The organism is Maritimibacter sp. HL-12, from assembly GCF_900177545.1.
In the GTDB taxonomy this organism is placed as follows: domain Bacteria; phylum Pseudomonadota; class Alphaproteobacteria; order Rhodobacterales; family Rhodobacteraceae; genus Sinisalibacter.
In genome coordinates this window covers 395,017-412,571 of record NZ_FXBQ01000001.1, presented here as the reverse complement: position 1 = coordinate 412,571, position 17,555 = coordinate 395,017, and the positions used below count along the sequence as shown (strand labels likewise).

General features: G+C 68.7%; 20 protein-coding genes. 13 read left to right on the top strand and 7 right to left on the bottom strand.

Going from position 1 to position 17,555, the window contains the following annotated elements; genetic code table 11:
* The first annotated feature begins 29 nt into the window (after nucleotides 1-29).
* Genes B9Y97_RS02065 through B9Y97_RS02055 form a run of 3 tightly spaced genes read left to right on the top strand, consistent with a single transcriptional unit; the run spans nucleotide 30 to nucleotide 1,359 of the window.
* Nucleotides 30-566: a lipocalin family protein gene (locus tag B9Y97_RS02065; RefSeq protein ID WP_085525197.1), complete on the top strand. Its 537-nt coding sequence runs from the start codon at nucleotides 30-32 to the stop codon at nucleotides 564-566.
* Nucleotides 567-589: 23 nt separating this feature from the next.
* Complete coding sequence (locus B9Y97_RS02060) at nucleotides 590-919, top strand: hypothetical protein (protein WP_085525196.1); 330 nt, start codon at nucleotides 590-592, stop codon at nucleotides 917-919.
* A complete protein-coding gene (locus B9Y97_RS02055; protein WP_139828200.1) occupies nucleotides 907-1,359 on the top strand; it encodes a lipocalin/fatty acid-binding family protein in 453 nt (150 codons plus the stop codon). The genes B9Y97_RS02060 and B9Y97_RS02055 overlap by 13 nt, the downstream gene beginning before the upstream one ends.
* Nucleotides 1,360-1,434: 75 nt before the next feature.
* Here the strand turns inward: B9Y97_RS02055 and B9Y97_RS02050 are convergent, their stop codons facing one another.
* Both B9Y97_RS02050 and B9Y97_RS02045 read right to left on the bottom strand, forming a co-directional pair.
* Complete coding sequence (locus B9Y97_RS02050; protein ID WP_254900828.1) at nucleotides 1,435-2,142, bottom strand: NUDIX hydrolase; 708 nt, start codon at nucleotides 2,140-2,142, stop codon at nucleotides 1,435-1,437.
* A gap of 19 nt (nucleotides 2,143-2,161) precedes the next feature.
* Nucleotides 2,162-2,623, bottom strand: coding sequence for a DUF983 domain-containing protein (locus B9Y97_RS02045; protein ID WP_085525195.1), 462 nt, complete (start codon nucleotides 2,621-2,623; stop codon nucleotides 2,162-2,164).
* A gap of 218 nt (nucleotides 2,624-2,841) precedes the next feature.
* On the opposite strand from B9Y97_RS02045, the gene B9Y97_RS02040 reads away from it, so the two are divergent.
* The 4 genes from B9Y97_RS02040 to B9Y97_RS02025 all read left to right on the top strand — a co-directional run bounded on the left by B9Y97_RS02040 (nucleotide 2,842) and on the right by B9Y97_RS02025 (nucleotide 4,969).
* On the top strand, nucleotides 2,842-3,408 hold the full coding sequence (locus tag B9Y97_RS02040; protein ID WP_085525194.1) for an EF-hand domain-containing protein: 567 nt from the start codon (nucleotides 2,842-2,844) through the stop codon (nucleotides 3,406-3,408).
* A gap of 88 nt (nucleotides 3,409-3,496) precedes the next feature.
* Nucleotides 3,497-4,084: an RNA polymerase sigma factor gene (locus B9Y97_RS02035; RefSeq protein ID WP_085525193.1), complete on the top strand. Its 588-nt coding sequence runs from the start codon at nucleotides 3,497-3,499 to the stop codon at nucleotides 4,082-4,084.
* Nucleotides 4,071-4,466 carry a dihydroorotate dehydrogenase gene (locus B9Y97_RS02030; protein WP_139828198.1) on the top strand — a complete coding sequence of 132 codons (396 nt, stop codon included), beginning with the start codon at nucleotides 4,071-4,073 and terminating at the stop codon, nucleotides 4,464-4,466. Before B9Y97_RS02035 ends, B9Y97_RS02030 begins: the two co-directional genes overlap by 14 nt.
* Complete coding sequence (locus B9Y97_RS02025) at nucleotides 4,463-4,969, top strand: periplasmic heavy metal sensor (RefSeq protein WP_085525192.1); 507 nt, start codon at nucleotides 4,463-4,465, stop codon at nucleotides 4,967-4,969. The genes B9Y97_RS02030 and B9Y97_RS02025 overlap by 4 nt, the downstream gene beginning before the upstream one ends.
* A gap of 68 nt (nucleotides 4,970-5,037) precedes the next feature.
* Here the strand turns inward: B9Y97_RS02025 and B9Y97_RS02020 are convergent, their stop codons facing one another.
* The gene (locus B9Y97_RS02020) at nucleotides 5,038-6,432 is read right to left on the bottom strand and encodes a diguanylate cyclase (protein WP_176224270.1); all 1,395 of its coding nucleotides are present in this window, start codon (nucleotides 6,430-6,432) and stop codon (nucleotides 5,038-5,040) included.
* 88 nt (nucleotides 6,433-6,520) lie between these two features.
* Between B9Y97_RS02020 and B9Y97_RS02015 the strand changes: the two genes are divergently transcribed.
* From B9Y97_RS02015 to B9Y97_RS02000, 4 genes are all read left to right on the top strand, one after another.
* Nucleotides 6,521-6,805, top strand: coding sequence for a DUF3572 domain-containing protein (locus B9Y97_RS02015; protein WP_085528048.1), 285 nt, complete (start codon nucleotides 6,521-6,523; stop codon nucleotides 6,803-6,805).
* Nucleotides 6,789-7,496 carry an HAD family hydrolase gene (locus B9Y97_RS02010; RefSeq protein ID WP_085525190.1) on the top strand — a complete coding sequence of 236 codons (708 nt, stop codon included), beginning with the start codon at nucleotides 6,789-6,791 and terminating at the stop codon, nucleotides 7,494-7,496. Before B9Y97_RS02015 ends, B9Y97_RS02010 begins: the two co-directional genes overlap by 17 nt.
* Nucleotides 7,497-7,596: 100 nt before the next feature.
* Nucleotides 7,597-8,202 (top strand): heme NO-binding domain-containing protein, encoded by a 606-nt coding sequence (locus B9Y97_RS02005; protein ID WP_085525189.1) that lies wholly within the window; start codon nucleotides 7,597-7,599, stop codon nucleotides 8,200-8,202.
* 20 nt (nucleotides 8,203-8,222) lie between these two features.
* The gene (locus B9Y97_RS02000; RefSeq protein ID WP_085525188.1) at nucleotides 8,223-9,287 is read left to right on the top strand and encodes a GGDEF domain-containing protein; all 1,065 of its coding nucleotides are present in this window, start codon (nucleotides 8,223-8,225) and stop codon (nucleotides 9,285-9,287) included.
* Between the two features lie 25 nt (nucleotides 9,288-9,312).
* Here the strand turns inward: B9Y97_RS02000 and B9Y97_RS01995 are convergent, their stop codons facing one another.
* From B9Y97_RS01995 to glmU, 4 genes are all read right to left on the bottom strand, one after another.
* The gene (locus B9Y97_RS01995; protein WP_139828197.1) at nucleotides 9,313-11,520 is read right to left on the bottom strand and encodes a tetratricopeptide repeat protein; all 2,208 of its coding nucleotides are present in this window, start codon (nucleotides 11,518-11,520) and stop codon (nucleotides 9,313-9,315) included.
* Between the two features lie 79 nt (nucleotides 11,521-11,599).
* Nucleotides 11,600-12,283 carry a DNA alkylation repair protein gene (locus B9Y97_RS01990; RefSeq protein WP_085525186.1) on the bottom strand — a complete coding sequence of 228 codons (684 nt, stop codon included), beginning with the start codon at nucleotides 12,281-12,283 and terminating at the stop codon, nucleotides 11,600-11,602.
* Nucleotides 12,280-14,106 carry a glutamine--fructose-6-phosphate transaminase (isomerizing) gene (gene glmS, locus B9Y97_RS01985; RefSeq protein ID WP_085525185.1) on the bottom strand — a complete coding sequence of 609 codons (1,827 nt, stop codon included), beginning with the start codon at nucleotides 14,104-14,106 and terminating at the stop codon, nucleotides 12,280-12,282. The genes B9Y97_RS01990 and glmS overlap by 4 nt, the downstream gene beginning before the upstream one ends.
* 58 nt (nucleotides 14,107-14,164) lie before the next feature.
* Complete coding sequence (gene glmU, locus B9Y97_RS01980) at nucleotides 14,165-15,520, bottom strand: bifunctional UDP-N-acetylglucosamine diphosphorylase/glucosamine-1-phosphate N-acetyltransferase GlmU (RefSeq protein WP_085525184.1); 1,356 nt, start codon at nucleotides 15,518-15,520, stop codon at nucleotides 14,165-14,167.
* A gap of 95 nt (nucleotides 15,521-15,615) precedes the next feature.
* Between glmU and B9Y97_RS01975 the strand changes: the two genes are divergently transcribed.
* Together B9Y97_RS01975 and B9Y97_RS01970 are read left to right on the top strand one after the other, a co-directional pair.
* A complete protein-coding gene (locus tag B9Y97_RS01975) occupies nucleotides 15,616-16,278 on the top strand; it encodes an HAD-IA family hydrolase (protein ID WP_085525183.1) in 663 nt (220 codons plus the stop codon).
* A gap of 31 nt (nucleotides 16,279-16,309) precedes the next feature.
* Nucleotides 16,310-17,512, top strand: a complete 1,203-nt coding sequence (locus tag B9Y97_RS01970; RefSeq protein WP_085525182.1) for a DegT/DnrJ/EryC1/StrS family aminotransferase — start codon at nucleotides 16,310-16,312, stop codon at nucleotides 17,510-17,512.
* Nucleotides 17,513-17,555 lie beyond the last annotated feature (43 nt).

Genomic DNA, 17,555 nt, shown 5'->3' with positions numbered 1-17,555 from the left:
GTATCAGGGAAAACCAAAGGAGTTCTCCCATGCGACTCGCCGCCTTCGCCGCCTTCGTCGCGGCGCTTTTCACCGCGCAATCCGCCCAGGCCAACAGCTACCGCGATACATCGAAACCGATGGGCGTGGTCACCAACCTCGACCTCGACCGCTACGCCGGCAAATGGTTCGAGATCGCCCGCTTCCCGAACCGCTGGGAGAAAGGGTGCGAAGGGGTGACGGCTGAATATGGTCGCAACCCCGACGGCACGATCTCGGTGCGCAACACCTGCCGCAAGGGCAGCCCGGCCGGCCCCGTGGAAGTCGCCGAGGCCACGGCAAAGGTGGTCGGCCCCGGCAAGCTCACCGTCAACTTCGTGCCCTGGCTGCCCTTCGCCAAGGGCGATTACTGGGTGCTCTGGGTCGATCCGGCCTATTCGGTGGCGGTGGTGGGCGAGCCTTCCGGCAAGACCGGCTGGATTCTCGCCCGCTCCCCAGAGCTATCGCAGGCGAAATACGACAAGGCCATATCGGTGATGCAGGGCATGGGCTACGATCCGGCGCAGTTGAAGCGCGTCGCGCATTAGGCGCGAGTCTCGGAGGGCCGCGCATGAGGTTTCTTTTCGGCGCGGCGCTGATCGCGCTGTCGGGCTGCACCGCCGGGGCGGAGGGCAATCCCCCGCCAGAGACCGGAGGCATGGCACCGCAAACCGAGGCCGCCTGCCTTGCCGCGGGCGGTCGCTGGGGGCCGGGCGGGCTGTTTCCCGACCCCTTGTGCTTCCTGCCCAACCCCGACGCAGGCAAGAGCTGCGCGAAGGCCAGCGATTGCGTTGGCACCTGCCTTGCCGAAAGCCGCACCTGCGCGCCCGTCCAGCCGATTTTCGGCTGCTACGCCTTTCTCGACGAGGACGGCCGGGAGGTGACGATTTGCGCCGACTGATCCTTGCCGCCACCCTCGCGCTCGCGGCCTGCGGCGAGGGCTCTGCCCCGCCCGACGCCGCGCGGATGACTTCGCTCGTGGGCTTCGAGCCTGCCGGTCTTGTCGGCACCTGGCACGAGGTCGCGGCGATCGGTCGCCCGCCGGGGGCCTCGTGGCAGGTGGACCCGGGGCCGGGCGGCGCGCTCGCGATCAGCACCAGCCGCGACGGTGCAGGGCAAGCCGAGATGGTGGGGCCGGGGCGTTTGCGCCTGAGCCAGTTCGCATCGCCGCTCTGGGTGCTATGGGCCGATGCCGACATGCGCACGCTGGTGATGGGCACCCCCGATGGCCGCATAGCGATCGTGCTCGACCGCGCCGCGCGCGCCGCGCCCGACCGGCTGGCGGCGGCACGGGAGGTGTTGGACTGGAACGGGTACGATCTCGCGGCACTTCGGCGCTGATGTTCGATTTGTGAAAGCATACGGCTATAATTCAGACAAAGCGACCCTAAAAAGGTTCGTATTCTGCAAGCCTGCTTAACCCTCGAAAGGCCCTTTTCCACCCAGCCGATGGAAATGCAATGCTTCGGCGTCGTTCTTGAAATAGGGCACGGTCTCGGGCGGGGCGAGGCTGGGCAGGCGGTGGGCGATCTCGGCCAGCACCACCTGGGTGATGAACGGCAGATCGTAGCGCCGCAGGTCGGCGAGCGACACCCAGTGCAGATGGGCCAGTTCCTCGCAGGCGCGCGAAAAGTCGTCGGGATCGGAGGCGAGGCGGCTGGCGTCGGCGAGGAAGAAGCGTGCATCGAACCGGCGCGGGCGACCCAGCGGGGTGACAGCGCGAAAAATGAACGAAAGCCCTTCCGAGGAGGGCAGGTGGCCGGTCTCGGCAAAGCCGCGCCAATCGGTCGGCACCGGCCCAGCCCATACGCCGGGCACTCCGAGGATCTGTCCGGTCTCTTCCCACAATTCGCGGATCGCGGCGGCGAGAAGCGCCGTTGGGCTGACGGTATCGTTGTCCTGCCCAAGCCGCCCGTAGTCGGGCTCTGCCTCGGCATCGATCACCGGCACCTCGGCGTCGGTCGGATCGACGGCCCCGCCGGGAAAGACGAACTTGTTGGGCATGAAGGCCGCTTGCGCGCCGCGCTGGCCGATGAGCACGCAGGGGTCATTGCCGCCGGGGTCGCGGATCAACACCACCGTGGCGGCATCGCGCACCATTGTTGCCTTGTCGTTGTCATCCACGCGGCTGAGCCTTTCCCGGTCACGCCCCCTTGCGCGCGGGATCGGGCACGTCGGGGGCGAAACCGTGCATCCGCTTGGCCCATTGGAAACCGACCATGAGCCCTTTGAACCTTGGCAGAAGCCAGAGCGACAGCGCAACCGTTCCGATGCCGAAAACGGCGGTCAGCACCATCGGGTCGGGGCGGAACTCGATGAAGGCCCAACCGAGGATCGGTGCCATCAGGTGGCCGACGAGGATGATCGTGAGCCAGGCCGGGCCATCGTCGGCGCGGTGGTGATGCATCTCCTCGCCGCAGACCGTGCAGGTGTCGCGCACCTGTAAATAGCCCTTCATCATCGGTCCGGTGCCGCAAGCCGGGCAGCGGCGCAGAAAACCGCGCCAGGACGCCTGACCGAGATCGCGCTCGTCGCCGTGATCGTGAAAGGCGTGCGGCGCGCCTTGCGCGATCTGCCCGGCATGTTGGGTGGTGGAGGCGTCCATGATGAGGGCCAACCTTTCGTTCGATGTCCTGTTCGCGTGCCCATGATCATAGGTATTGAAAGGCCCCGGTAATATGGCTCAGATCGCCGGTGCGTCCAGATGTCGCAGATTTTGCCCAGCGACGGAAACAGCGCGGCGCTGCGTATCACTTGCATGATCGGGGGCATTTCCGGTCGCCCGAACAGCGGGCAAGCGATACAGAAACGGGAGATATGCAGATGAAACAGGCACTCAGGATTACCGGGCTGGGCCTTCTCGCAAGTGCCGCGGTGGGCTTGGCGGTCACGCCGGTCTTGGCCCGCGGCATGGCTGACCAGCACGGCGCGCGAGGGATATTCGCGGTTGACTTCGCCACGCTCGATGCAAACGGCGACGGCCTCATAACCGAGGACGATCTCGCCGCCCGGGCGGCGGCGCGGCTGGCCGATGCCGATGGCGATGGCGACGGCAAGCTCGACGCGGCCGAGATCGCGGCGCAGATCGTCGCCCGCTTCGAAGGCCGCTCCGACCGGATGCGGGGCGATCCCGCCGCGCGGGCCGAGGCAATGGCCGGGCGGATGATCGAGGCGCGCGACAGCGATGGTGACGGCGCGCTCTCGCCCGAAGAGCTTGCGCCCGAAAAGGGCTTTGGGCGGATGATCGACCGCTTCGACACCGACGACGACAACGCGATCAGCGCTGCCGAATTCGACGAGGCGAAAGCCGAGATCAGCGACCGGCGCGGCAAGCGCGGCTTCGGCAAGCGCGGCGATGGCCCGCGTGGAGACCGCAAGTCGCGCTGGTAGGCCCGCGAATATGGCCCGGGCGACGCACCTCCGCCCGGGATGCCTGGCTGTTGCCGCGTCGATGCGGAAGGTCTAGGCCGGAGACGTGATGAAAATGGCATTCGACGCCCGGAGCGAGCAATCTGACGAGGCTCTGCTGGTTGCCTTCGGCAACGGCGACCGCACTGCCGCGCGGGCGCTCACGGTGCGGCTTGCTCCCCGGGTGATGGGCTTTGCCGCGCGCATGTTGGGCGGCGACCGGCACGAGGCCGAGGATGTCACGCAGGAAGCCATGCTGCGGCTCTGGCGGGTCGCGCCGGAGTGGCGGCCGGGTGAGGCCAAGGTCAGCACCTGGCTCTACCGGGTGACGTCCAACCTGTGCACCGATCGGCTGCGCCGCCGCCGGGGCGTCGGGCTCGACACGATCCCGGAGCCGGAAGACGAGCGCCCGGGGGCTCTGGCGGAAATGATGCAGGCGGCGCGGGCGCGCGCGCTCGACGAGGCGCTCGCGGCCCTGCCGGAGCGCCAGCGCGTGGCGGTGGTGCTGCGCCATATCGAGGGGCGGACGAACCCCGAGATCGCGGAGGTTCTGCAAATCAGCGTCGAGGCGGTCGAGAGTCTGATCGCCCGGGGCAAACGGGCGCTGGCGGCCAGCCTTGGCCAGAGGCGCGAGGAGTTGGGATATGTCGAAGACTGAACCGGACAAGCTGGATGACACCGCGCTCGACGCGATGTTTGCTGCGGCGCGGGCCGAGACACCGGAGCCTTCCGCGGGGTTGATGGCGCGCATTCTTGCCGACGCGGAAAACCTGCAGGCGGCGCGTGACCGGCCACCGCGGCCGATGGCACGGCCCGGACCCTGGGCGCGGTTCGTCGATGGCCTGGGGGGCTGGACCACGCTGGCCGGGCTGGTAACGGCCACGCTCGCCGGGGTCTGGTTCGGTTTCGTCTCGCCCGAGCGTCTCGACACCTTGTCGGGCGGGTTGCTCCTGGCCGACGGTGCCGCGAGCTATGCGCTGGAAGACATCCTGCCCGCCGATGACGGATTGGCGGCGTTCTACGAGGAGGGCGGACAATGAGCGACGATTTCCCGACCCAGGACGCGGCGAAGCGACCCCGGCGCTGGCCGAAGGTGCTGCTGGCGGTTTCGCTGGTCATGAACCTTCTGGTGCTGGGGGCGATCACCGGGGCTCATCTGCGCGACGGGCGGGCACCGGGGGGCCCCGGTTTCGACCGCACCGCGCTGCATTCGACCGGGTTCGCGCCGTTCTTTGCCGCCCTGCCGCACGAGGCGCGGGGCGAGATCGGCGAGGCCTTGCGGCGGCGGGGCGAGGCCGCCCGGCCCGACCGGGCCGCGCTGGAAGCCGAGTTTGCCCGGATCATCGCCGCGCTGAAGGCGGAGCCCTTCGAGCGTGCGGCGCTGGAGACGGTGATGGCGGCGCAGCAGGCGCGGGTGTCGGCGCGCGTGGAGGCCGGGCGCGCGGCCCTGCTCGACGTGCTCGCGGGCATGAGCCCGGCAGAGCGGTCTGCCTTCGCCGAGCGGATGGAAGACCGCATGGCGCGCGGCGACCGCAAGCGCTGAGGCGATCTCGGTGTCCGTTGCCGGGTTTGTTCGCGTTTGACACGAACCATGCGCCGGGGCGGTGGCGTTCAGGCGGCGCGCCCGCCGGCGAAGGTCACGAGGTTGCGCCCGTCGCTCTTGGAGGCATAGAGCGCGGCGTCGGCCTGTTCGATGAGGTTTTGCGGCGTGGGCAGGGTGTCGCCCTGTGCGCCGCCTGCGTAGACCGCGACACCGATCGACACGGTGACGGGCACCTCGACGCCCTGCGTCGCGAGGCAGATCGGGGTTTCGCCGATCACCCGGCGCAACCGTTCGGCGGCGATCTGGGCACCTTCGAGCCCGGTTTCGGGCAGGGCGATGACGAATTCCTCGCCGCCGTACCGCGCCAGCAGGTCGATTTCGCGCAGGTTTTCGCCCAGCCGTTTGCCGGCCTCGATCAGAACCTCGTCGCCGACGACGTGGCCAAAGCTGTCGTTGACCGTCTTGAACCGGTCGAGATCGAGCAGCATCAGTGCGAAAGGCTGGCCGGTCTTGGCCGCTCCCGTGATCATCCGGTCAAGGTAGGCATTGCCATAGCGGCGATTGTAGAGCCCGGTGAGCGGGTCTCGCAGGGCGAGGCCGAGGCGTTCATCGAGGCGGTTGCGCAGCATGTCGGCCTCGTTTTTGCGGGCCAGCAGGGTTTCAAGGCGAATCGCGATCTCCTCGGCGTCGAACGATCCGGAAACGACCGCGCTGGCGCCGATGTCGAGCGCCATGGCCACGGTGCCGGGGGCGTTGGCCTCGTCCAGGATGATGATCACGGCATGACGGGTGGCACCGCGCGAGCGCAATTCGCTGACAAGGCCGATCCCGTCGCCGTGCCGCGCGAGATCGGCGGCGATGACAAAGGCGTCGGAGGCATCGCTTGCGCCGATCGCGTCGAGGGCCTGGGTACGGGTCGAGGTGGCAAACTGCGCCGGGTGACGCGCACCGAGCGCGCGACGCCAGCCAAGCGCGGTTTCGGCGGCCGGCGCGATCAGGGTGACCTGCGCCTGACGGGTGAAGGTGGCGACCGGCTCGGCAAAACCGAGCGCCTCGGCGGTGTTCTGCCTCCGGGCAAGCTCGTCGTGGGTTGCGCGGGTGCGCATCAACGCGCGCACGAGGGCCAGCAGGCTCGGTTCGTCGAGCGGCTTGGCGAGGTAGTCGTCGGCACCCGCGCGCAGGGCCGCGAGGCGCGCCTTCTGGCTCGGGGCACCGTCGATCACCAGAACCGGGATCGCGCGGGTCTCGGGATCGGCCTTGAGCCGCGCGCAGAGGCAGGCACCGCCGCATTCCGCGAGGTGGGCATCGATGATCACGAGGTCGGGCCGGGTGGCCCTGGCGATCGCCAGCGCCTCGGAGCCGCTGACCGCTTGCACCGTCTGGTAACGCGCCGCGGCGAGCTTGACCTTCAGGACGATCCTGTTGGTCGCTGTCGAATCGGCTATGAGAATGCGACCTGCCATGTTCTGCGATCCGGGCGTGTCCAATTGCGGGTTGTTTGGTAAGAGATGCCTCAGAATCGTTAACAAAGAGTTTCCAACAGCGAGCCCCATACCAATGACGCCGGATTTCGCCGAAACAATCGCCCTGCGCGCATTGGCCTGGATTGCCGCCAACGAAGAGCTTTTGCCGGTGTTTCTGGGCGCTTCCGGTGCCAGCGAGGTCGACTTGCGCGATGGCGCGCGCGATCCGGCCTTCCTCGGCGCACTGCTCGATTTCATCACCATGGACGACGCCTGGGTCACGGCGTTCTGCGACAGCGCCGGGCTCGACTACCACGCGCCGATGACGGCACGCGCGGCACTTCCCGGGGGTGGCGATGTCCACTGGACCTGAGCGCCGTGCCGATGGCGTGCTGTTCGACAAGGACGGCACCCTGTTCGATTTCAACGCAACCTGGGTGGCCTGGGTCGAGGCCCTGATCGGCCATTGGGGCGGGGGCGACATGGCGCTGCGGGCCGCGCTCGCCGATGCGGTGGGATTCGACCTCGCCGCGCGGGCGTTCCGCCCCGAGTCCGTGGCGATTGCCGGCACCCCGGAGCAAACCGCGCAGGCGCTCGTGCCGGTGCTCGGCTTGCCGGTCTCCGACGTGGTGGCCCGGTTGAACGCCGAGGCCGCCCGGGCGCCGATGGCCGAGGCGGTGCCGCTCACCGCCTTGCTCGGCGCGCTGAAGGCCCGGGGTTTGCGCCTCGGGGTGGCGACCAACGACGCCGAAGCCCCGGCGCGCGCGCATCTTGCGGCGGCGGGGGTGGAGCAGATGTTCGATTTCATCGCGGGCTACGACAGTGGTCACGGCGGCAAGCCCGCGCCCGGCATGTGCCTCGCCTTCGCCGAGGCCGCCGGGCTGGTGCCCGCCCGCGTGGTGATGGTGGGCGACAGCACCCACGACCTCATCGCCGGGCGCGCCGCGGGGATGCAGGTTGTGGCGGTGCTCAGCGGCCCCGCGGGCGCGGCAGACCTGGCCCCGCTGGCCGACGTGGTGCTGCCCGATATCGGCCACCTGCCGGGCTGGCTCGACGCCGGCTGAAGCGCCGGGGATAGAAAAAAATCGAACGAAAACGCGAAAGCGGCTTCGGTCTTCGTTAACGTCTCCGGGCCAAGGTCGCGCACGGAAAGGACGGCAACCCATGCACGGCTTGATCATCTGCGCGTTCGAAAGCTTCGTGCGCAACACCTACGGAGAGGGGCATTGGGCAGGGCTTGTCGAGCGCCTCGATGCCGGACTCGAGCATTTCGAACCGATGTTTCACTATGACGACGGGCTCGCCGCCCAGCTTCTGGCGGATACGGCGGTTCGCCTCGACAAGCCCGCCGAGGCCCTGCTGGAAGACTTCGGCATCTTTCTCGCCACCCATCCGGCCTCGGAACGCGTGCGCCGGCTCTTGCGGTTCGGCGGGGTGGACTATGAGGGTTTCCTGGCCTCGCTGGAAGATCTGAGCGGGCGGGTGCGGCTTGCCGTGCCCGACCTGCTGCTGCCTGACATCGTGCTGGAAGAGCGTGGCCCGGGCGACTACCTGCTTCGGTGCGATGATGCGCCGCCGGAGTTTGCGCCGGTCCTGACCGGGCTTTTGCAGGCGATGGCCGATGATTACGGTGCGCTCGTTGTGATCGAGCAGGAGAGGCGACTCACGCAGGGCGGTGCCGGTATGGGCGATGCCCGGCTCGCGATCCGTCTTCTGGAGGCAGATTTTACCGAAGGTCGTGGCTTCGCGCTGGCGCAGCGCGCGGGCTAGGCGCGGCGGCGGAGGGCAAGATGCAGAGCGAAACGCACGTATGCCTCGATGCCAATGCCTTCGATATCCTGATGCCGATGCATGTCGTCACCGACCGGGGCGGCATCGTCACCCATGCCGGGCCGGTCGTGCACAAGATCCATCCGGCGGCACCGGTTGTCGGTGCGGCCTTCTTCGACCTGTTCGAAGCCCGCCGCCCACGTCGGGTCGAGAGCCTCGACGCGATCACCGAGCGGGCCGGAAAAAAACTGCACCTGCGCCTGCGCGATCCGGCGCGCACGCCGTTGATCGGCACGGCGGTGCGGTTGCAGGCGGGGCAGGGCGTGCTCGTCAACCTTTCCTTCGGCATCGCCGTGATCGACGCGGTGGCGCGGTTTGGCCTTGCCGGGTCCGATTTCGCCGCCACAGATCTGACGCTGGAAATGCTCTACCTGGTCGAGGCCAAGTCGGCCGCGATGGCCGAGAGCCGCAAGCTCAACGAGCGATTGCACGGCGCCAAGACCATGGCCGAGGCCGAAGCGCGCAGCGATACGCTCACCGGGCTGAGCAACCGGCGCGCGCTCGATCACGTGCTCGAACGCCTGATCGCGCGGCAGACCCCGTTCACCCTCATGCACCTCGATCTCGACTTCTTCAAACAGGTCAACGATACGCTCGGTCACGCTGCGGGCGATCTCGTGCTCACCGAGGTGGCCCGGATCCTGCGCGAGGAATCCCGGGCCGAGGATGAGGTCGTGCGCGTTGGCGGGGATGAGTTCGTCATCGTTTTCAAGGGGATAACCGACGAAGCGCAGATGTTGTGCATCGCCGAGCGGATGATCGGGAAACTTGAGGAGCCGGTGCCCTTCGGCACGCAGCATGCGCAGATTTCTGCCTCGATCGGGCTTGTGCGCTCGTCGCAATATGCCCTGCCCGAGGCCGCGCGGATGATGCGCGATGCCGACGCGGCGCTCTATGCATCCAAATCGCGCGGGCGGGCGCAATGCACCTTCTTCGACGCGACTCTCGAAGCGCACCGGGATGCGCCCGAAGCGCCGCCGGTCGCGCAAACGGCGCCGCAGCGTGAGCGCTCCGGGCCTGGCTGACGGCCGAGACACTGCCGCGCGGGGGTCATCCGTTGTCGTCACCCGCCTGGCTCGCGGCGCAAGCGGCAAGTCGAGCCATGGCGGCACTGCTGCCGAGGAGCGGCAGGCGCAGATCAACGCCGCCGCCCGGCCCGATCAGGTCGAGAAACAGTCCGAGTTCGAGGCGTTCGCTTGCCGCGGAAAACGCCCCCAAATCGAAGCGCCAAGCGCCCGCCTCCCGGGTTGGGGTGCCGGTGTCCCAGGCCAGGCCGTCTAGTCTGAGCCGGGGCGCGGTGGCCTCTGTCAGCGCGCCATCGGGCGTGATGTGGAGCGCGAGTTGACCGCCCGCGGTCGCGCGGAACTCGAACGCCGCGCCGCCGACCGGCGCGCGTGACCGGCAGCCGGGCTCGTCGAAGTCCCAGATCGGTGCGGCGTCGCGCCCGAGCAGGCCGAAGGGACGGCACTGGACCAAGGTTACCGGTTCGGCCGTGCCCAGCCGGGCTTCGAGTTGCGGGGCCGGACCGTCGCTTTCAATGCGGACAAGCTCCAGCGGTGTGACGACACCGGCCGCGAGCGCGTTGACACAGGCGAAGTCGCCGCGCCATGCCGCGTTGGAGCCGGTTTCGGGCAAGGCCGCGAGCCCGCATTCGGTGCCGGTCGCGTTGAAGAGGTGAAGGCGTTGGCTGGCGAGCAGCACGGTCCCGATCGGCGGGCCGTCGAGCGGGTTCAGGGCAGGCAGGATCTCGTCGAGCGTGGTGGCGGCGTCACGCCGTGCGCCGTAGGCAAGGCAGTCGACCAGACCGGGGGCATAGATCCCGCGAAGCTCCACCGGCACGCGGCCCTCGGCCGTAACCGGGGCCGGCAGGTGCGCGGTGGTTTCGGGCGGCAAGGTCGGATCGGGTGCGGGGTCTTCAGGGGCAGGCACCTGTGCCTCGGACGCGGTGCCGGAGGCGGGCGGCGCGCCCATGTCTGGTGCGTCGGCAAGGCTGGAGCCATCCGCCTGCGAATCTTGCGCCAGCGGCATTTCGGCCTCCGGTGCGGCGCCTGTCGCGCCGTCGCCGGTGTCGTCGATTGCGCCTTGCGCGCCTGCGGCCCGCGGTTCCTCTGGCGCTCCGGGCTCGGCGGGCAACAGGCCCGCAAGGCGGGCATTCGCCTCAGCGCGCGTAATAACTGTGTCGTTCCAGATATAGACCGGCCAGAAATCGTAGAAGTTCACGCCTTTCCAGGCCTGGCCTTCTTGCTTCCCGGTCCATTCGGCAAGGTAGCGCAAGGCTTGCCCGCGGTTGAAGGCGCAGGTTTCAACCCGGTCGACATCGACCCCCGAGCGGGCATAGGCCGCGCGCACCAGGGCCTTGAGCGGGGCGAGATCGCCGCCCGCGTCGATGCTGGCGAGCGCCGCACGGCCTTCCTCGGCGGTCAAAGCCGCGCGCATCGCGGCCTGGGCCTCGGGTCCGCCGCAGATCAGCGCGAGATTGGCCCAGATCGCGCTGTCCTGCCCGGTGTAGGTGAAGAGCCGGGTGAGATGCAGCGCGCCGGCAGCAACGGCCTGGGCCAACGCGGCCGGGTCGACGCCGTCCGCGTCGGTGGCAAGCTCGTTGCCCGCTTCGACGATCACGAGCCGGTCGGCGGCTTCGGGCCTGCCTTCGTCGATGCGAAACTCCGGCTCCATCAGCGCCGAGGGATCATAGGAAATCGCGGTGACCCGTTGGGCGGCCCGGGCCTCGATCAGCGCGCTGCGGGCGTCTATGAGCGTGGTGTCGTCGGGGGCGAGGCTCAGCGCGCGATCGAAATCCGCGAGGGCGTTGCCGGTGAGGCCGGCCTTGGCATGGGCGCGCGCGCGCCCCGCCAGCGCCGGCAGGTGCTCGGGGGCGCGTTCCAGCGCCGCGTCGAAGGCCCCGATGGATTGGCGCAGCGCGTTGTTTTCGAGCCAGATTTCACCGATCTCCACGAGCGGCGAGGGATCGTCGGGGGCAAGGGTGCGGGCGCGGTCGAGATCGGCGAGGGCTAGCGCGGGCCGGGCGAGCTTGCGGTGCAGCCCGGCGCGCGCAAGGTAGGGGGCCGCGCTGCCGGGCGCGGCAGACATCGCGGTTTCAAGCAGGGCGTAGGCAGCGGCAAAATCAAGCCGGGCCTCGGCAGCGCGGGCCTCTGCCAGAGGGCCTTCGCCTTGCGCAGGGGCACCGGTCGCGAACCCGGCAAGGCACGCGACGGCCAAGAGCATCGCGGCCCAACCCGGTGTCGATCGCGCCAAGCTCATCAAGGTTTTCCTCCTCCCGGGTCACGGTTCAACGGCGGCGGCGGCAAGTCAACATCGCCCGGCGGCGCGGTCCTGCGTGTTACGTGGCGGCGAGGTGTTTCGCCGCTTCCTTGCGCGCGAAGGGCTTCATCCTCGCGCCGTGCTCGGCCAGGAAGGCGCGGGTGCGCTCCGGATCATGCCGGGAGAGATCGCGCAGCCACCAGGCCACCGCTTTCTGGATGAACCACGCAGGATCGTCTACATACGCGGCGGCCCAGCCCAGCACCCGGTCACGGATCGCCAGTTCGGCGGGTTTGGGATGGTTCTGCCGGGTCCAGGGCAGGGTGATGACAAGCGCGGCGCGACGGGTCCACATGTGGTCGGACTGCGTCCATGCCGCCACCTCGTCGATCCGGGCGGGATCGGCCACCAGCCGTTTCTGCCCGGCAATACAGGCGTGATCGGCGATCGCCCAAGCATCGAAATCTGGCACCCACGAGGCGATCAACGCCCAGGCGGCTTCGTCGGGACGCAGCCGCGCCTGGGTGAGCAGCTTGGCCGCCGCGATCCGCGCCTCGTGGATATCGGTTTGCCACAGCGCCCCGGCCAGCGCTACCCGGGCGGGCACATCGAGCGCGCGCCGCCATTCGGTGGTGAGATCGTTGATCGCCGGGTTGGGCACCCCGAGATAGCGGCGCGGGGCCTTGTGATAGGCCGCCGCACCTTCTGCGCGGCCGGGGTCGGCCAGCGCTTCGAGGGCTGCCAGCGCGGCTTCGGGGGTCATTCGACGGTGACCGACTTGGCGAGGTTGCGCGGCTGGTCGACGTCGGTGCCCTTCGCGACCGCGCCGTGGTAGGCGAGCAGTTGCGCCGGCACCGCGTAGAGCACGGGCTGGATGAATTCCGGCGCATCGGGCATGGTGATCGCCTGCCAGACTCCGTCGCCGGCCTGGGCGATTGCGCGGGCGTCGGAGATCAACAAGACCCGTCCGCCGCGCGCCATGACCTCCTGCATGTTCGACACGGTCTTTTCGAACAACGCGTCATGGGGGGCGAGAACAACCACCGGCGTGGCCTTGTCGACAAGCGCGATGGGGCCATGCTTGAGTTCGCCCGAAGGATAACCTTCGGCATGCAGGTAACTGATTTCCTTAAGTTTAAGCGCACCTTCCAGGGCGAGAGGAAACATCTGGCCGCGGCCGAGGAAGAGCACGTCATGGGTTTCGGCGATCGCCTCGGCGGCGGTGCGGATCGCATCGTCGATGGCCAGCGCGTGGCTGAGCAGGCCCGGCAGTTTGCGCAACGCGGCAAGCATCTCGGCGACCTCGTTCGCATCGAGCGTGCCGCGTGCTTCGGCGGCCTTGACCACCAGCACCGCGAAGGTGGTGAGCTGGCAGGTGAAGGCCTTGGTCGAGGCCACGGCGATCTCGGGTCCGGCGTGGATCTGCACCGCCACGTCGGCCTCGCGGGCGATCGAGCTTTCAGGCACGTTGACCAGCGCGAGCGTGCGGATCCCCTCGCCGGTGGCGAAGCGCAGGGCGGCAAGCGTGTCGGCGGTCTCGCCCGACTGGCTGACGAAAACCCCGAGCGTGCCGGCCGGGAATGGCGGTTCGCGGTAGCGGAACTCACTCGCGACGTCGATATCGACGGGCATGCGGGCGTAGCGTTCGAACCAGTATTTCGCCACCAGCCCGGCATAATAGGCGGTTCCGCAGGCGACGATGGAGAGCCGTTCGACCTTGGCGAAGTCGATGCCGTCGAGATCGAGCGCCACGGCGTCGCCCTCGGGCGACAGATAGGCGTCGAGCACCTTGCCGACCACGGTGGGTTGCTCGGCAATCTCCTTCATCATGAAGTGCCTGTGGCCGCCTTTCTCGATCCGCGCGGCATCCATCAGGATGCGGCGCTCGGCGCGGTTGGCCAGTTCGCCCGCGGCGTTGTAGATCGTGGCCCCTGCGCGCGTGATCACCGCCCAGTCGCCCTCTTCGAGATAGGTGATCCGGTCGGTCATCGGGGCCAGTGCGATGGCGTCGGAGCCGACGAACATCTCGCCCTCGCCGTGGCCGATGGCGAGCGGGCTGCCCTTGCGCGCGGCGATCATCAGGTCGCCCTCGCCTTCGAACAGGAACAGGAGTGCGAAGGCCCCCTCCAGCCGGGCCAGCGTGGCGCGCACCGCCTCGACCGGGCCGAGGCCGTCCGCGATGTAGGATTGCGCCAGCATGGCGACGGTTTCGGTATCGGTATCGGTTTCGTGCGCCATGCCGCGCGCCGCCATTTCGTCGCGCAGAGCGTTGAAATTCTCGATGATCCCGTTGTGCACCACGGCCACGCCGCCGGCGCGGTGGGGATGGGCATTGGCCTCGTTCGGGGCACCATGGGTGGCCCAGCGGGTGTGCCCGATGCCCGAGAAGCCTGCCAGGGGCTCATGCACCAGCCGGTCGGAGAGGTTGACGAGCTTGCCGATGGCGCGGCGACGGTGCAGTTCGCCAGCCGCGTTGACGGTGGCGATCCCGGCGCTGTCATAGCCACGGTATTCGAGCCGCTTCAGCCCCTCGACGATTGTCGGGGCGACTTCATGGGTTCCGAGAATTCCGACTATTCCGCACATGTCCCTTGGTCCTTCCAGCAGGTTCGATCCGTGATACAAGTTTCAGAAATCGAACATTTCAGGCCCGGTTTTTCCCGGATTTCTTTGCAGCCTTCATCTTTTCATACATACGACGCCACAGGCCTTCCTTGATCTCCAACCGTGCACGGCCGATCGCCATGGCCCCGTCGGGCACGTCTCGGGTCACCACCGAGCCGGTCGCCGTCATCGCGTCGTCGCCAATCTGCACCGGCGCCACCAGCATCGTATCGGAGCCGATGAAGGCGCGCGCGCCGATGTGGGTGTGATGCTTGAACACACCGTCGTAGTTGCAGGTGATCGTGCCTGCGCCGATATTGGCACCTGCGCCGACGAAGGCATCGCCGATATAGGTGAGGTGGTTGACCTTGGCGCCCTCGGCGATCTCGGCGTTCTTGATCTCGACGAAATTGCCCACCTTCGCGCCCTCGGCGAGTTCCGCGCCGGGGCGCAGCCGGGCGAAGGGGCCAACTTGCGCGTCCCGGCTCACGTGGCAGCCCTCGAGGTGGCTGAAAGCGCGGATGCGCGCGCCGGTCTCAACCGTCACGCCGGGGCCGAAGACCACGTTCGGCTCGATCACCGCGTCACGGCCGACCCATGTGTCCTGCGCGAAATACACCGTTTCGGGGGCCACCAGCGTGACACCGTTCTCCAGCGCCTCGGCGCGCTTGTGGGCCTGGAACAAGGCCTCCGCGCGGGCCAGTTCGGCGCGGGTGTTGATCCCCAGCGTTTCCGCCTCATCGCAGCTCACCGTTGCCGCCGACAGGCCCCGCGCCCGCGCGATTTCAACGATATCGGTAAGGTAATACTCGCCCGAGGCGTTCGCGTTGCCGACCTCTTCGATCAGCGAAAACAGCGTAGAGGCATCGGCGGCAACGACGCCGGAGTTGCACAGGCTGATCGCGCGCTCGGCCTCGGTGGCGTCCTTGAACTCGACGATCCGGAGAAGCGCGCCGCCTTCCACAACGAGGCGGCCGTAGCGCCCCGGATCGGCGGCCTCGAATCCCAGCACCACCACGTCGGCCCCGGCGGCGCGCGCCGCCAGCATCGCGTCGAGCGTCTCGGGCCGTATGAAGGGGGTGTCGCCGTAGAGCACCATGGCATCGCCGTCGAAACCTTCGAGCGCAGCCTTTGCCTGCGCCACGGCGTGGGCGGTGCCCTTCTGATCGGCCTGCTCGACCACCGCGATCTCGTTGTCGATGGCGAGGGCCGCGCGTTGCACATCGTCAAACCCGTGCCCCGCCACCAGCACCACGCGCTCGGGCTCCAGCGCCCGGCCGGAGGCGAGCGCATGGGCAAACAGCGGCGCGCTGCCAAGCTCGTGGAGCACCTTGGGCAGGTCGGATTGCATCCTTGTGCCCTGTCCGGCAGCGAGAATAATGAGGCTTGTCGGCATGATCTGCTCTTTTCAAATGGTCGCGCCCGTTTTAACCCAGCGGCACCGCGCTGCAAGGAAAAGGCGCGGACCCATCGGGATAAGCGGGAAGGCGCATGCGCACGGTGATCTTCGACCTCGACGGCACGCTGGCCGATACCTCGGGCGATCTCATCGCCGCGGCCAACGTCTGTTTTTGCGATCTCGGCCTCGGTGATCTGCTCGATCCCGCCACCGACGCGGCCACCGCCTTTCGCGGCGGGCGGGCGATGCTGCGGCTCGGCTTTTCCCGGGCCGGGCAGGGCGACGAGGCGGAGGTGGAGCGTGCCTTTCCGCGGTTCCTCGACCATTACGGCGCGCATATCGACGTGCACACCCAGGTTTATCCCGGTGCCCTGGAGGCGCTGGAGGTACTCAGGCAGGCGGGCTACGCGCTCGGGGTCTGCACCAACAAGCCCGAGGGGCTGGCCGAGACCCTGCTCACCCGGCTCGGGGTGCGCGATCTTTTCGGCGCGCTGATCGGGGCCGATACCTTGCCCACCCGAAAGCCCGATGCCGCGCCCTACCGCGCGGCGGTGACGCGCGCTGGCGGCATTCTCGCGCAGTCCTACCTGCTCGGCGACACCGAGACCGACCGCGAAACCGCCCGCGCCGCCGGAGTGCCCTCGGCGCTGGTCACCTTCGGGCCAACGGGGCGCGGCGTCGAGGCGCTGGCACCCGAGGGCCTGCTTGACCATTACGACGATCTCGCGGCGCTCACCCGCCGCCTGATCGGTTGACGCCGCCCGCGCCCGCCCGCAGTCTCACGCCATGACGCAAGAGAGCTTCACCGGGAATTTCACCCAGACCGATCCGTTGCCGCCCGAGGCCGAGGCGGCGGCGCTGGCGGTGATGCGCTCGGGGCGATTGCACCGCTACGGCGAGGTGCCGGGCGAGGCAAGCGAGGTGTCGCTGCTGGAGCGCGAGTTTGCCGACTGGGCGGGCGCGGCTTACGCCCTCGCCGTGGCCTCTGGCGGCTACGCGCTCGCCACCGCGTTGCGCGCGCTCGGGGTGGGGCCGGGCGACAAGGTTCTGACCAACGCCTTCACCCTCGCCCCGGTGCCGGGCGCGATCGCCAGCCTCGGCGCGGTGCCGGTCTTCGTCGGCGTCACCGAGGCGCTGGTGATCGACCTTGACGATCTCGCCGCCAAGGCGGGCGAGGCGCGGGTGCTCCTGCTCAGCCACATGCGCGGCCATATCGCCGACATGGACCGGCTGATGGCGATCTGCGATGCGGCGGGGATCGCGGTGGTGGAGGATTGCGCCCATACCCTGGGCGCGCGCTGGAACGGCGTGCTCTCGGGGCGTCATGGCGTGATCGGGGCCTATTCGACCCAGAGCTACAAGCACATGAACTCGGGCGAGGGCGGGCTTCTGGTCACCGACGACGCCGGGCTTGCGGCGAAGATGGTTCTGCTGTCCGGCAGTTACATGTTCTACGAGCGCCACGGCAGCGTGCCGCCGCCCGAGGCCTTCGCGGCGGTGAGATATGACATGCCCAATATCTCGGGGCGGATGGACAACCTGCGCGCGGCGGTGCTGCGCCCGCAACTGGCCGCCCTCGACACCCGCTGTGCGGGCTGGAACGCGCGCTACCGTGCGGTCGAGGCAGGGCTTCGGGGCACGCCGGGGCTCACGCTGATCGAGCGCCCCGCGGCGGAGGATTACGTGATGTCGTCGTTCCAGTTCCTGCTGCTTGACTGGGCGGAAGACGACGTGCGGGCGGTGGTGGACCGCTGCGGTGCACGCGGGGTGGCGCTGAAATGGTTCGGCGCGGAGGAACCGCACGGCTTCACCTCGCGCTATGACCATTGGCACTACGCCGCGCCCGGCCCCTTGCCGCAGAGCGACCGGGTGCTCGCGGGGCTGATCGACATGCGGCTACCGCTCGCCTTCAGCCTCGGGGATTGCGCGCTGATCGCGCGGATCATCCGTGAGGAAGTGGCCGGACTGGCCGGATCAAGGCAGGATTGACGCCGTTTTGCGCCGTGGCACCGGTAAAGGCCGGCGGGCCGGG